This window comes from Candidatus Photobacterium acropomis, assembly GCF_030685555.1.
GTDB lineage: Bacteria > Pseudomonadota > Gammaproteobacteria > Enterobacterales > Vibrionaceae > Photobacterium > Photobacterium lucens.
The window spans coordinates 1,467,485-1,480,737 of sequence record NZ_CP131609.1; the positions used below are offsets into that span (position 1 = coordinate 1,467,485).

Genomic DNA, 13,253 nt, shown 5'->3' on the forward strand with positions numbered 1-13,253 from the left:
CAAATTACTTTGGTATAAGCCTATTAACTGATTGCGCTAAAGCCTTCAATTTGACCTAGCTCTGCACGTAACTCCTCTGCTAATGCCGCTTGTAATTCATCATTACGTTGGGTGCCATCTGTATTGCCCCAAATTGGACCTGGCCATGCGATATCATTACTAAAGCGTGCAATGTGGTGTAAATGCAGCTGTGGGACTAAATTACCTAATGCACCAACATTAATTTTTTCGGCTTGGTAATCATTTTCCAGTAATGTGGCTACAGCACTGGATTCGCGCATTAATTGAAACTGATCTTGTTCTGGTAGGTGGTGGATCTCACGAAGTTCGTCAACACGAGGAACGAGGATAATCCACGGGCCTAAAGCTTCTTTTGATAGTAAAACACGAGAAAGAGGAAAGTCACCAAGCACTGTCGTATCAGATTCTAGACGAGGATGAAGAGTGAAATGCATGTAATTATTCCTTAAAGGTACATTATGGCTCACAAGCCAGAGCAATAGTTATCATAGTATGCTTAATTTCAGTGTATTGGTATTATCCTTAACGTATTCTCTGACTTTTTGTTAATGACACGAATTTATTGTGAGGCTATGTATGGCAAGCGAATATCAGTTTGTACTCGATTATTGGTTTGGCGAACTCGATGGTGAAGTGACAAAAGAAAATAAACACTCGCTTTGGTTTTTAGGCGGCGATGAGGTTGATGCTTATATCAAAGCGCATTTTCAATCGTGGGTAAGTAAAGCGGGTAAAGGTGAGTTGAATCATTGGTGTGAAACAGCGAAAGGACGTTTAGCATTAATCATCTTATTAGATCAATTTAGCCGTAATATTTACCGAGGCTTAAGTGCAGCGTTTCGTTACGATTCATTAGCTTTAGCACTATGTAAACGAGGCTTAGCGTTAAATCAAGATATGGAATTAACGGCCATTGAGCGTGTGTTCTTCTATTTACCATTAGAGCATGCTGAAGATTTAGAAGATCAAGAAGAGAGTGTGTTCCGTTTTAAGCAATTAACAGAATGTACTTCAGCTGAAAATAGTGAGCTTTTTGACGGCTTTTATAACTATGCCAAAAGTCACTTTGAGGTGATCAAACAGTTTGGTCGTTTTCCTTACCGCAATGCAGTACAAGGACGCTTATCAACGCAAGGCGAATTGGCTTGGCTTAACGGCGGTGGTCAGCGATTCGGGCAATAATTTTAGTTGTGTTATTTAATAGTCAGATATAAAAAAGCCTTCCACATCTGGAAGGCTTTTCAATTTTAAGAGGAATGTAAATTACATACGCTCTAGTGTTTCGATACCAAGAAGATCTAGACCTTGCTTGATAGTCTTCGCTGTTAGCATTGCAAGCTTCAAGCGGCTTTGCTTGGTTGCTTCGTCAGCGTTAAGAATTGGGCATGCTTCGTAGAAGCTAGAGAACATACCTGCAAGTTCGAATAGGTAAGTACACATTAGGTGTGGCTGACCTTCACGCGCTACAGATTGAACAGCTTCTTCGAATTGAAGCAGTTTAGACAGTAGTGCTTGCTCTTTCTCGTCAGTGATAACGATTGGTTGAGTAAGATCTGCTAGCTCAACGTTCGCACGCTTGAAGATAGACGCTACACGTGTGTATGCGTACTGCATGTATGGTGCAGTGTTACCTTCAAATGCCAACATGTTGTCCCAATCGAAGATGTAGTCTGTCGTACGGTGCTTAGACAGATCAGAGTACTTAACTGCAGCCATAGCAACAGTTTGTGCAATGTTTGCTTTCTCTTCAGCACTTAGTTCAGGGTTCTTCTCTTCGATTAGCTTGTTAGCACGCTCTTCTGCTTCATCAAGCAGATCAGCTAGACGCACTGTACCACCGGCACGTGTCTTAAATGGACGACCGTCTTTACCTAGCATCATACCGAATGCGTGGTGCTCCAGAGATACACTCTCTGGCACGTAACCCGCTTTACGTACGATTTCCCAAGCCATCATTAGGTGTTGGTGTTGACGTGAGTCGATGAAGTAAAGCACGCGATCCGCATGTAGTTGTTCGTAACGGTACTTAGCACAAGCGATGTCGGTTGTTGTGTATAGGTAACCGCCGTCACGCTTCTGGATGATCACACCCATAGGCTCGCCGTCTTTGTTTTTGTACTCGTCTAGGTAAACAACTGTTGCACCGTCGCTCTCTACCGCTAGACCTTTTTCTTTAAGATCTGCAACAACGCCAGGTAGCATGTCGTTGTACATAGATTCGCCCATTACGTTGTCATCAGTTAGCGACACGTTTAGACGATCGTAGTTACGTTGGTTTTGCTTTAGTGTGATCTCAACAAGTTGCTTCCATTTTTCTAGGCAGTACTCGTCACCACTTTGTAGACGAACAACGAAGTTACGCGCAGTTTCACCGAACTCTGCATCTTCATCGTAAAGCACTTTAGATTCACGGTAGAAGCCTTCAAGATCGCTAATATTCATCGATACGTCAGCGCCTTCTTGCTCTTTACGCTGCATGTTAGCGATAAGCATACCGAACTGAGTACCCCAGTCACCAAGGTGGTTAGCACGGATAACATTGTGACCTAGGAATTCAAGAGTACGAACAACGGCATCACCGATGATAGTTGAACGTAGGTGACCTACGTGCATTTCTTTAGCAACGTTTGGCGCTGAGTAGTCAACAACGATGTTTTGTGCCGCTTCTGTGTTCACACCTAAACGCTCATCGTTAAGTGCTTCTTCACCACGCTCTGCTAACCATGCTTTGTTTAAGAAAATGTTGATAAAGCCTGGGCCTGCGATTTCAACTTTCTCTGCAATACCGTCAAGGTCTAAGCAGTCGATAACTTTTTGTGCGAATTCGCGTGGATTAGTACCTAGCTTCTTTGCTACGCCCATAACACCGTTCGCTTGGTAATCACCAAACTGAGCTTTAGCTGATTGGCGAACTGCTGCAGGGCTGCCTGCAGGTGCGCCAGCGGCTTCTAGAGCCTGAGATACTTTATCGTTAATAAGTGCTTGAATGTTCACACGCTGATCCTTACATCATTTGTAAAGCCAATTATTAATAAGAGGCAAAAATGCCTACGTATCACAAGATCACCGTCAAAAATAATCACGAAATAAAACAAGTTGATCACAAAAGTTAATCAAGTAATTAACGTGAGTATTTTTGACGGGGTCGCGAATATCTAAATATGCACCGAAGTCTTGAATACGCAGCAGGTATTGTCCTAATAATACCCACACATAGAGGTACTTTGGCAACTGGAAAAACCTATTGTTTACGTTTTTTTTTAAACTTTTTTTGTTATGGGTAAATAATGTGTAACGGGTTATTGTATTGGGAATGGAGTGCGTTAAATTCCTGTTTCAATAAATCATTAAAAATGGATAATTATTCACTTCACCTAATTATAGTTTCAGTCGTCAATAATGGGATTAATTCATGAACACGTTAGAACAACATCACCTTCATCCAACGCAAATGCTTGCGCAATTACCAGACTTCATGAAAACCATTACCGCATTAATCGATGATTTAGGTATTTCGCTAAAAGGCTTCCAAGCCGATCACATTGCTTTGCGTGTTAACGATCAAACGTTGGCAGAAGAATTACATCAAGCATGGCTGACTTATGGTCAAGAATGGTCGAATAATATGATCAATGGACGCCCAATTGTGATCATTGGTTTTGAGCAACCATTACAAGCTGGTGATTGGTCATTTGAAGCGTTGGAATTACCGTATCCAAGCGATAAAGTTTATCCGGAGCAAGGGTGGGAACACATTGAGTTTGTTGTGCCATCAACCGCACGCACAACCGATGAATTAAAACAAGATTTGCAAAAGCAATTACCGACTTTAGATTGGGATGGTTTAGCTGCGAAAGGCATTAAGGTAAAAGCAAGTTCACCAGCAGGCGATAATGAGCGATTACCGAACCCGACTTTTGCTTTTAAACGTGATGGTGTTTGTATCAAATTACATGGACACTCGTTAAAAGCGGTATTGGAAAGTGAACAAGCTTAACGTCGAATAAAGTTGAAATAATAAAAAGCGCAGTTTACGACTCTTTTTGAGCGGTAATGACTGCGCTTTTTTAATTGTGCATTTAGTTATTAAAGAATAACGGTGCGGTTGCCGTGAACAAACACACGATCATCGACGACTAATCCTAATGCTTTACTTAGTACTGATTTTTCAACATCACGACCTGATTTTGCCATCTCTGCGGCGCTGAAGCTGTGATCCACAGGGATAACGTTTTGGGTAATGATTGGCCCTTCATCAAGATCATTAGTTACAAAGTGCGCTGTTGCACCAATGATTTTCACACCACGCTCAAACGCTTGCTGATACGGTTTTGCGCCAATAAATGCTGGTAAGAAACTATGGTGAATATTAATGATTTTATTAGGGAATTGAGCAACAAAATTTGGCGTTAAGATACGCATGTATTTTGCCAGTACCACATAGTTAGGTTGATATTGTTGTACTGCTTCTAATAGCTTTTGCTCGTGCTCTTCACGGCTCAAACCTTCATGGCACACATGATGGAATGGAATATCAAATTTTTCTGTTAGTCCTTGTAGCGTGTCGTAGTTACCCACAACCGCTGCAATTTCAATATCGAGTGAGCCATCAAACGCTTTTACTAGAATGTCACCCAAACAGTGGGCTTCTTTGGTTACCATGATCACGACTTTTTTGCGATCAGAGCTAATTAAGCGACGCTTGCTGCCTTGTGGCAGTGCATGATCTAAATCGGCAAGGAAGGTAGTATCATTAAAATAGCCTTCCAGCTCGGTACGCATGAAAAATTGATCATGTGTATTATCAACATATTCTTTATTGTTGATGATGTTCAGTTGGTGTTTGTGACAAATATTGGTGATTTTCGCGATAAGACCCATGTCATCTGGGCATTCCGTGAGAAGTGTTTTCTTTTCCATGTCGATTCCTGACTACGATTCACGCCTGTTTATATGCTGCGTGTTACAAAGATCTTAATTAACTATTACCTAGATTTAACCTTATGGTCAAAGCATTTATGTCTTTGCTTCTCTGATTAATGAGAAATGAAGGTGGATAATTGCTGTTCTGTGAAAGGAGAGTGCTGGTCGGCTGCGGAGATAATTGGCATAATGACAATCTAGATACTGTATATATGACCAATAGTGCGAAGTAGATGATAACGAAGTTTTTTGCCTCTGGCGGTGCGTTAGACAAAGCCATTCCTGGTTTTCAAGCTCGCCAACCCCAAATTGATATGGCGAATGCAGTAGCTGACGCAATCAAACATGAGTCTCAGCTGGTGGTTGAAGCCGGAACGGGCACAGGCAAAACCTTTGCTTATGTGATTCCCGCTTTGTTGAGTGGCAAGAAAACGATTATCAGTACTGGTTCTAAAAACCTTCAAGAGCAGCTATTCCACCGTGATTTACCATTAATGGCGGATGCGATTGGCTTTACAGGGCGAGTGGCATTGCTAAAAGGGCGTTCAAATTACCTATGCATTGATCGCTTAAATCGCCAAGTATTAGAAAGTCATGATGTGGAATCGGATCCTACACTGCTTACTCAATTGGTTAAAATTCGCCAATGGTCTTCATCATCAAAATCAGGCGACTTTGGTGAATGTGACGATGTCGCAGAAGATAGCCCTGTTATTCCGTTGATCACGTCCACTAATGACAATTGCTTAGGCCGTGAATGTCCGTCTTATGACGAATGCTTTGTGGTTAAAGCGCGTCGAAAAGCGATGGAAGCGGATGTCGTAGTGGTAAACCATCACTTATTCTTGGCTGATTTAGCGATTAAAGAAACAGGCTTTGGTGAGTTAATTCCAGAAGCTGAAGTGTTCATTTTCGATGAAGCTCACCAAATGCCAGATATCGCTAGTCAGTATTTTGGTCAAAGCCTGACTAGTCGCCAGTTGGTTGAATTGGCAAAAGATATTGATATCGGCTATCGCACTGAAGCGCGTGATATGCGTCAGTTACAGAAAACAGCGGATCGTTTGCAACAAGCTGCGTTTGAGATGCGGATTATTTTAGGCGATCCCGGATTTCGTGGAAACTGGCGAGAAGCCTCACAAACCCCAGCGGTTCAGCGTGAGTTAACGCGATTATCTGATGCGCTCGATCTTACCTATGATGTACTGAAATTAGCATTAGGACGTAGCCAGCTTTTAGATACCGCCTTTGAACGAGCTGCGACGTTAAAAGCTAAATTAAAGCGCATGGCAGATACATCTATTACGGGTTACTCCTATTGGTATGAATGTACGCCAAGACAATTCAGTTTAAATATTACGCCGCTGACGGTGGCTGATAAATTCAAAGATCAAATGGCAGAGCAAAAAGGGGCGTGGATATTTACTTCAGCGACGCTTGCTGTGGATGAAAACTTCACCCACTTTAGCCATCGCCTTGGGTTAGAGCCGAAAAAGCAGTTTTCATTAGAAAGTCCATTTGATTACAACCAGCAAGCGCTTTTGTGTGTGCCTCGTCATTTACCTGAGCCAAATAGCTATGGCTTAGCGAAAAAGCTGGTGGCGTTATTATCGCCTGTGATTGAAGCTAATAACGGGCGTTGTTTCTTTCTTTGTACCTCTCATCAAATGGTGCGAGAGCTTGCAGAAGGGTTTCGAGAAACGCTCAGTTTACCTGTGCTAGCACAGGGCGAGACAACCAAGCAAAAGCTGCTGAATGAATACCTTGCTCACGGAAATGCGTTATTGGTGGCAACGGGGGCATTTTGGGAAGGGATTGATGTTAGAGGCCAAGCCCTTAGCTGTGTTATCATTGATAAATTGCCGTTTACAGCGCCAGATGATCCATTATTAAAAGCACGTATTGAAGATTGTCGTATGCGTGGTGGCGATCCGTTTGCTGAAGTGCAAATTCCAGATGCCGTGATCACCTTAAAGCAAGGGGTTGGGCGTTTGATCCGTGATACCAAAGATAAAGGCGCACTGATCATTTGTGATAATCGATTAGTGACAAGGCATTACGGCGCTGTATTTTTACGAAGTTTACCGCCAATTCCTCGCACCCGAAGTGTTGAAGGAGTTAGTGACTTTTTGTCTACTATTAATAACATCACTGTTATTGAAGATGACAACCAACATTCAGAGGCTTGAATGAGCACCAAAATTTTGGCAGTAGATACTGCAACTGAAAACTGTTCTGTTGCCCTTTTAGTGGGTGATGAAGTTATTTCTCGTTGTGAATACGCACCACGTGAACACACAACAAAAATTTTGCCAATGGTTGATACGGTACTTGCAGAAGCAGGTCTTAAGTTAAATCAACTTGATGCATTAGCTTATGGTCAAGGCCCGGGTAGTTTTACCGGTGTGCGCATTGGCATCGGTATTGCGCAAGGCTTAGCATTTGGTGCTGATTTACCTATGGTTGGTGTTTCTACGCTGGCTGCTATGGCGCAAGGCACTTACCGTGTTCATCAAGCTGAGAATGTATTATCAGCGATTGATGCGCGTATGGGTGAACTATATTGGGGTCAATACCAACGTAAAGCAGATGGTGACTGGCAAGTCGTCGGTGCAGAGCAAGTGATTGCACCAGAAGCGTTAGTTGAATCTATGCAAACAGAATCAGGCATTTGGTTAACGGCGGGTACAGGTTGGGAAGCGTATGCTGAAACTCTAAGTAAATTACCTGTAGAAATGCAGCAAGGTACAGTGCTATATCCTGACTCACAAGATATGGTACAGCTTGCGAAATTTGCATTGGCTCGTGGTGAAGCAGTGGTTGCAGAAGAAGCAAGCCCTGTTTACTTACGTGATACCGTGACGTGGAAAAAGCTACCAGGTCGCGAGTAGTCGTATTAATAGTGAGAGTGGTAGCTATGTCTACTGCTCTCGTTATAGATGAATCTAGGGTTTATTGAATGATGAGAGGGGATTATGGTAACTATTAATCATGGTGTTATTTCTTTACCTTCAAAGCCACTCAATTCAACCAATAAAACAGAAAGTGCAAAACAAACAGCGTCAGCGAGTGAGGTTGTTTCTCCTGTTTCCTCTTCATTATCGTCTGTGGCGCAATTGCCTGAATGGGCGAATCAAGAATACCGTCAACTTCAATATGATCGTCCTGATGGTAAGCATCAAAAAGTGCTTACTGCTTATATGGATGTGATGCTTCATAGCCGTAAAGAACAACTTTCCGATCTTATCGGTATTGATATAATTGTTTAAAACCCCTCACTTCCTATATTCTCCTTGCTGTTAACACTTTAAAATAAGATGCCAGCAGACTGTGCGTCGATGAGTATTTCTGCTGTTAAATTGAACAGTTATGGTGAGGTTTTATATGTTTCGTAAGCTATTTCTTGGGCTGATATTGATCTTTATGGTAGGCTGCGCCAGCGTTCCAGCCAGCTTGCAGACTACAACGAAAAATCCTATCACAGATTTACACGTTATCACCGAGCATCCTACTGTAATGCAACATCAAGAAGTAAGGTTAGGTGGGATCATTGCTTCGATTAAAAATGAAGCAAAGCAAACACGGATTGAAATTGTCGCATTGCCGTTAACCTCTGACGGTCGACCACTCTTACACAGTAAACCTCAAGGTAGATTTATTGCGAATGTACCTGGCTTTCTCGATCCTATTGAGTATGCCAAAGGGCGTTTATTAACTGTGGTGGGACAATATACTGGAACGGAAAAAGGTAAAGTAGGTCAATACGATTACACCTTCCCTGTTGTTACAGTGACAGGTGAGCAAATTTGGCAGGTTCAGCAACAGATCCAAATGGAAACACCAATGCGATTTAACCGTTGTATTGGCTTTAATTGTGGGTTCTGGGGCGATGATTACTTTATGCCGCCGTTTGGTATTGAAGGCCGTGTCGTAGACAGAGTGGTAATGTAATTGATGGAAGCGATAACCTTTCGCCTTGCCGAAATTGAGTTAGCTGGATTGGCGAACTTCTCGCTCTCAGAGCCCATTGAAAATAACAAGCCTGTGTTGTTGTTTCTTCATGGTTGGCAAGATAATGCGGCGACGTTTTCAACGCTTTGGCAACGATTAGAGGATGACTTTAATCTTGCAGCGATTGATTTACCGGGGCATGGGTTATCGCAATCTCGAAGTGAAGATAACTATTATCATTTCTTCGATTATATTGATGATTTACACCAGGTGATTTTACAACTACCTGTTAAGTCAGTGTGTTTAGTTGGTCATTCACTGGGCGCCATTATTTCAAGCTGTTATTGTGCTGCTTATCCTGAGCACGTTGAGCAGTTGATCTTAATCGAAGGATTGGCTCCTGTGATTGAAGAGCCTGCTTTAACGGTACAGCGATTAAGGCAAGGACTGAAAAGTCGTCAGCAATATCGCAAACAGCGTGAGCGTCGTAAAGCACGGGCAATGTTGTCGTTTGATGAAGCATTGCAGCTTCGTGCTAATGTGAATGGTTTGCCGGCGACCTGTTTAGTACCGGTTGTCCAACGTGCGACTGTAGAGCGTGATGGAAAATGGTATTGGCGACATGATCATCGCTTACGTTGTGATTCGTTGTATCGAATGACGTTATCGCAAGCACAAGCCATTATGTCGTCGATTGAAGTACCGATTTACTCAATTGTCGGTAGTCATGGTTTTCCTATTTTGCGAGACAATCCGCAACAAAAATACGGCATTCAACAGTTTTCTCAGGTAGTGGTTGCAGGGGGGCACCATTGTCACTTAGAGCAGCCTGATGTGGTATCTGATTGTATTCAAGGCTTTATTTCCCCTCAAAGAGATTAATCTTTGCTTTTCAATGAGTGACTTCAAAGTTTCAAGCTCAGTAAATTTAGCAAGATGTTAATTATAAGTTAATTATGCTGTAATGCAGGCAAATAAACGCTTGTTTAATTTTTCATTGCAGCCTTTACCTATATCGCTATAGGTCGCAACGCAGTCTAATAATAAGGAGAGTGCAAGTGGATAAAGTTTGGCTTAGCCGCTATCCGAAAGATGTACCGGCAGAAATTAATCCGGATGCATATTCATCATTAGTTGATATGTTTGAACAGTCTGTACGTAAGTATGCTGATCAAACGGCATTTATTAACATGGGTCAGGTGATGACCTTCCGTAAATTGGAAGAGCGTAGCCGTGCTTTTGCCGCGTACCTTCAAAATGAATTGAAGTTGCAAAAAGGCGACCGTGTTGCGGTAATGATGCCAAACTTGTTGCAATATCCTATCGCACTGTTCGGTATTTTACGTGCAGGCTGTGTTGTGGTAAACGTAAACCCGTTATACACACCACGTGAGTTAGAGCACCAGTTAAATGACTCTGGCGCGAAAGCGATTGTTATCGTTTCTAACTTCGCTCATACGCTAGAAGCTGTTGTTAAAAATACCTGTGTTAAGAACGTTATCCTAACTAGCCTTGGTGATCAGTTATCACGCCCTAAAGGTACATTAGTTAACTTCGTTGTTAAGTACATTAAGAAAATGGTGCCGAAGTACCATTTACCTCATGCTACATCTATGCGTATGGCGCTACGCAAAGGTCGTCGTATGCAATATGTTAAGCCGTTTATTACTGGCGATGACATGGCATTCTTACAATACACTGGTGGTACTACAGGTGTAGCGAAAGGTGCTATTTTGACTCACCATAATATGGTGTCGAACGTGATGCAGGCGAAAGGCGCTTATGGTCCTGTATTAACGGAAGGCCGTGAGCTTATTGTTACTGCATTACCGCTATATCACGTATTCGCATTAACGGTTAACTGTTTACTGCTAATGGAAATGGGCGGTCAAAACCTACTTATCACTAACCCTCGTGATATTCCAACGTTTGTGAAAGAGCTACAGCGTTACCAATTTACGGCTATTACAGGTGTAAATACGCTATTTAATGCGTTGATCAATAACGAAGATTTTCAAGAGCTAGACTTTAGCCATTTACGCCTATCTGTTGGTGGTGGTATGTCTGTACAGCGTGCTGTTGCAGAAAAATGGCAAAAGATCACGGGCAATTACTTACTTGAAGGTTACGGTCTAACTGAGTGTTCACCACTGGTTGCAGCGTACCCTTACGATCTAACCAAATACAATGGTTCTATCGGTTTACCTGTCCCTTCAACAGAAATTCGTATGGTTGATGATGAAGGTAATGTGGTTGGTATTGAGGAAGTGGGTGAACTACAAGTTCGTGGTCCTCAAGTCATGAAAGGTTACTGGCAACGTCCTGAAGCAACCAAAGAAGTGCTAACAGATGACGGTTGGTTATCAACAGGTGACGTTGTTAAATTCGATGACGAAGGTTTCCTACATATCGTCGACCGTAAGAAAGACATGATCTTAGTGTCAGGTTTTAACGTTTATCCAAATGAAATCGAAGACGTTGTTGCGCTTCATGACAAAGTGCTTGAAGTGGCAGCGATCGGTCAAGCACATGAAGTGTCTGGTGAAGTAGTGAAGCTTTGTGTTGTAAAACGCGATCCAAGCTTAACCAAAGACGAGTTGATTGCACACTGTCGTCAACACTTAACGGGTTACAAGATCCCGAAAGTTGTTGAGTTTATGGATGATTTACCAAAAACCAACGTAGGTAAGATCTTACGTCGTGTTTTACGTGAAGAGTCTGACAAAAAAGCACAACAGCAATAAGTATCGCTAGCTAAGGATGTAAAAAAGCTCGTCAGTTCTTGATGAGATATGTAATTACATACCATTGCACGATACTATAGATGCCGACGTTAATGCGTCGGCATTTTTCTTAATATAATTTACTAAAAGGTTAATGATTTAGCCCTGCACCGAAAAGGTATAATGTGAACTTCGATATAATTACAACAACCGAGCAATTACAACAGCGTTGTGACTCAGCCAGAACGCAGGCTGCCGTTATGCTGGATACAGAGTTTGTCCGTACGCGCACGCTATATCCGCGTTTAGGTTTGATTCAATTATTCGATGGTGAGCATTTATCATTAATTGATCCGTTAGAGATTGATGATATGGAACCGTTATGGGCACTATTACGTGATCAATCTGTAATTAAAGTTCTTCATGCTTGTGGTGAAGATTTAGAAGTGTTCCAACATCACGCAGGTTGCCTACCAACGCCAATGCTTGATACTCAGCTAATGGCGGCATTTTTAGGTCATGGTATTTCAACGGGTTTTGGTGCATTAGTAAAAGAATATGTAGGTATTGAGCTAGATAAAGGTGAGGCGCGTACAAATTGGCTTGCTCGTCCATTAACCGCTAAGCAATTAGATTATGCAGCGGCAGATGTTTACTATTTAAAGCCGTTGTATGAAACCTTACTCGCTAAGGTGGAAGCAACAGGATATATGGAAGCGCTGCAGCAAGAGTGTAATTCTGTAATGTTACGCCGCATTAAACCAGTCGACCCTGAGAAAGCATATTTAGATATCAAAAATGCATGGCAGTTAAATCCGTCGCAATTGGCTGTATTACAAAAGGTAGCAGCATGGCGAGTACGTGAAGCTCAGAAACGTGATATTGCCTTAAACTTTATCGTTAAAGAGTTACACTTATGGAAGTTAGCTCGTTTCAATATCAAGTCACGAGCAGGGCTTGAGAAAGAAGGCTTTGAGCCAATGGAGATCCAGCGTCACGGTAATCGCTTATTAAAGATGGTGCATGATTGTGATCGCATTGCAGTACAAGACTACCCAGCTAAAATTGAGCGTTTAGTGGATTTTCCAGGCTATAAGCAAATGGTGAAATACATTAAAGATGTGGTGACTGAAGTTGAGAAAGAAACGGGGTTAGCTCCTGAGTTTCTAGCATCGAAAAAGCAAATTCACCAAGTGCTTTCTTGGGCATGGAAACATGAACGCAGAGAAGATAAACGCCCTGAAATGTTGAAAAACTGGCGTCGTGATCTGTTTGAACAACGTGTATTAACGATTTTGGATGAGAAGGCTTAAGTGCAAATTACTTAAGGCTTAGATAAGAAAAAACCCGCTCTCTGCGGGTTTTTCTGTATTAACGTTCTTCGTCAGGTAACGTCACGTTAAGTTCGAGTACGGATAAATCTTCCTCTTTATGATCAAGGTTCACAGACACTTGATTTGGGTCGATTTGTACGTACTTACTGATCACATCTAAAATATCTTGTTTTAGTTGGGGTAGGTAGGCTGGAGCCGGTTGTCCAGCACTACGACGTTCAGCGACGATAATTTGTAGTCTTTCCTTCGCTACGTTCGCTGTTTTCGTCTTTTTCGGGCGGAAAAACTCGAGCAGTGCCAT

The 13,253-nt window shown here is 42.2% G+C and carries 13 protein-coding genes; 9 read left to right on the forward strand and 4 right to left on the reverse strand.

The genetic code is table 11. From position 1 onward, the window contains the following. Positions 1–23: 23 nt before the first annotated feature. Positions 24–455: an HIT domain-containing protein gene (locus Q7657_RS13870; protein ID WP_107164960.1), complete on the reverse strand. Its 432-nt coding sequence runs from the start codon at positions 453–455 to the stop codon at positions 24–26. A gap of 142 nt (positions 456–597) precedes the next feature. Here Q7657_RS13870 and Q7657_RS13875 point away from each other — a divergent pair, with 142 nt between their 5' ends. Further along, positions 598–1,203: a DUF924 family protein gene (locus Q7657_RS13875; protein WP_107164961.1), complete on the forward strand. Its 606-nt coding sequence runs from the start codon at positions 598–600 to the stop codon at positions 1,201–1,203. An 81-nt stretch (positions 1,204–1,284) separates the two neighbouring features. On the opposite strand, the gene argS is transcribed toward Q7657_RS13875, so the two are convergent. After that, the gene (gene argS, locus Q7657_RS13880; RefSeq protein ID WP_107164962.1) at positions 1,285–3,015 is read right to left on the reverse strand and encodes an arginine--tRNA ligase; all 1,731 of its coding nucleotides are present in this window, start codon (positions 3,013–3,015) and stop codon (positions 1,285–1,287) included. 418 nt (positions 3,016–3,433) lie between these two features. On the opposite strand from argS, the gene Q7657_RS13885 reads away from it, so the two are divergent. Beyond that, positions 3,434–4,018, forward strand: coding sequence for a VOC family protein (locus Q7657_RS13885; protein WP_107164963.1), 585 nt, complete (start codon positions 3,434–3,436; stop codon positions 4,016–4,018). A gap of 89 nt (positions 4,019–4,107) precedes the next feature. On the opposite strand, the gene purU is transcribed toward Q7657_RS13885, so the two are convergent. Further along, positions 4,108–4,941: a formyltetrahydrofolate deformylase gene (gene purU / locus Q7657_RS13890; RefSeq protein WP_053988440.1), complete on the reverse strand. Its 834-nt coding sequence runs from the start codon at positions 4,939–4,941 to the stop codon at positions 4,108–4,110. Positions 4,942–5,177: 236 nt separating this feature from the next. Here purU and yoaA point away from each other — a divergent pair, with 236 nt between their 5' ends. The 7 genes from yoaA (at position 5,178) to rnd (ending at position 12,931) form a co-directional block, all read left to right on the forward strand. Continuing rightward, positions 5,178–7,133 (forward strand): DNA repair helicase YoaA, encoded by a 1,956-nt coding sequence (gene yoaA, locus Q7657_RS13895; RefSeq protein WP_107164964.1) that lies wholly within the window; start codon positions 5,178–5,180, stop codon positions 7,131–7,133. Continuing rightward, positions 7,134–7,835, forward strand: coding sequence for a tRNA (adenosine(37)-N6)-threonylcarbamoyltransferase complex dimerization subunit type 1 TsaB (gene tsaB / locus Q7657_RS13900; RefSeq protein WP_061012851.1), 702 nt, complete (start codon positions 7,134–7,136; stop codon positions 7,833–7,835). Between the two features lie 84 nt (positions 7,836–7,919). Continuing rightward, entirely contained in the window at positions 7,920–8,213 is a 294-nt protein-coding gene (locus Q7657_RS13905) for a hypothetical protein (protein WP_107164965.1), read from the forward strand. A gap of 115 nt (positions 8,214–8,328) precedes the next feature. After that, positions 8,329–8,895 carry a Slp family lipoprotein gene (locus tag Q7657_RS13910; RefSeq protein WP_045069001.1) on the forward strand — a complete coding sequence of 189 codons (567 nt, stop codon included), beginning with the start codon at positions 8,329–8,331 and terminating at the stop codon, positions 8,893–8,895. Positions 8,896–8,898: 3 nt separating this feature from the next. Continuing rightward, the gene (locus tag Q7657_RS13915; RefSeq protein ID WP_107164966.1) at positions 8,899–9,777 is read left to right on the forward strand and encodes an alpha/beta fold hydrolase; all 879 of its coding nucleotides are present in this window, start codon (positions 8,899–8,901) and stop codon (positions 9,775–9,777) included. A gap of 176 nt (positions 9,778–9,953) precedes the next feature. After that, the gene (gene fadD / locus Q7657_RS13920) at positions 9,954–11,639 is read left to right on the forward strand and encodes a long-chain-fatty-acid--CoA ligase FadD (RefSeq protein WP_053988435.1); all 1,686 of its coding nucleotides are present in this window, start codon (positions 9,954–9,956) and stop codon (positions 11,637–11,639) included. A 164-nt stretch (positions 11,640–11,803) separates the two neighbouring features. Then, complete coding sequence (gene rnd / locus Q7657_RS13925) at positions 11,804–12,931, forward strand: ribonuclease D (protein WP_053988434.1); 1,128 nt, start codon at positions 11,804–11,806, stop codon at positions 12,929–12,931. A gap of 58 nt (positions 12,932–12,989) precedes the next feature. Here rnd and minE read toward each other — a convergent pair whose 3' ends face one another. After that, positions 12,990–13,253: a cell division topological specificity factor MinE gene (minE, locus tag Q7657_RS13930; protein ID WP_005370595.1), complete on the reverse strand. Its 264-nt coding sequence runs from the start codon at positions 13,251–13,253 to the stop codon at positions 12,990–12,992.

Bases quoted from the DNA above. Each gene is read 5' to 3' on its own strand.
- Q7657_RS13870 (WP_107164960.1), bottom strand. From the start codon at position 455: ATGCATTTCACTCTTCATCCTCGTCTAGAATCTGATACGACAGTGCTT.
- Q7657_RS13875 (WP_107164961.1), top strand. From the start codon at position 598: ATGGCAAGCGAATATCAGTTTGTACTCGATTATTGGTTTGGCGAACTC.
- Q7657_RS13885 (WP_107164963.1), top strand. From the start codon at position 3,434: ATGAACACGTTAGAACAACATCACCTTCATCCAACGCAAATGCTTGCG.
- purU (WP_053988440.1), bottom strand. From the start codon at position 4,941: ATGGAAAAGAAAACACTTCTCACGGAATGCCCAGATGACATGGGTCTT.
- yoaA (WP_107164964.1), top strand. From the start codon at position 5,178: ATGATAACGAAGTTTTTTGCCTCTGGCGGTGCGTTAGACAAAGCCATT.
- tsaB (WP_061012851.1), top strand. From the start codon at position 7,134: ATGAGCACCAAAATTTTGGCAGTAGATACTGCAACTGAAAACTGTTCT.
- Q7657_RS13905 (WP_107164965.1), top strand. From the start codon at position 7,920: ATGGTAACTATTAATCATGGTGTTATTTCTTTACCTTCAAAGCCACTC.
- Q7657_RS13910 (WP_045069001.1), top strand. From the start codon at position 8,329: ATGTTTCGTAAGCTATTTCTTGGGCTGATATTGATCTTTATGGTAGGC.
- Q7657_RS13915 (WP_107164966.1), top strand. From the start codon at position 8,899: ATGGAAGCGATAACCTTTCGCCTTGCCGAAATTGAGTTAGCTGGATTG.
- minE (WP_005370595.1), bottom strand. From the start codon at position 13,253: ATGGCACTGCTCGAGTTTTTCCGCCCGAAAAAGACGAAAACAGCGAAC.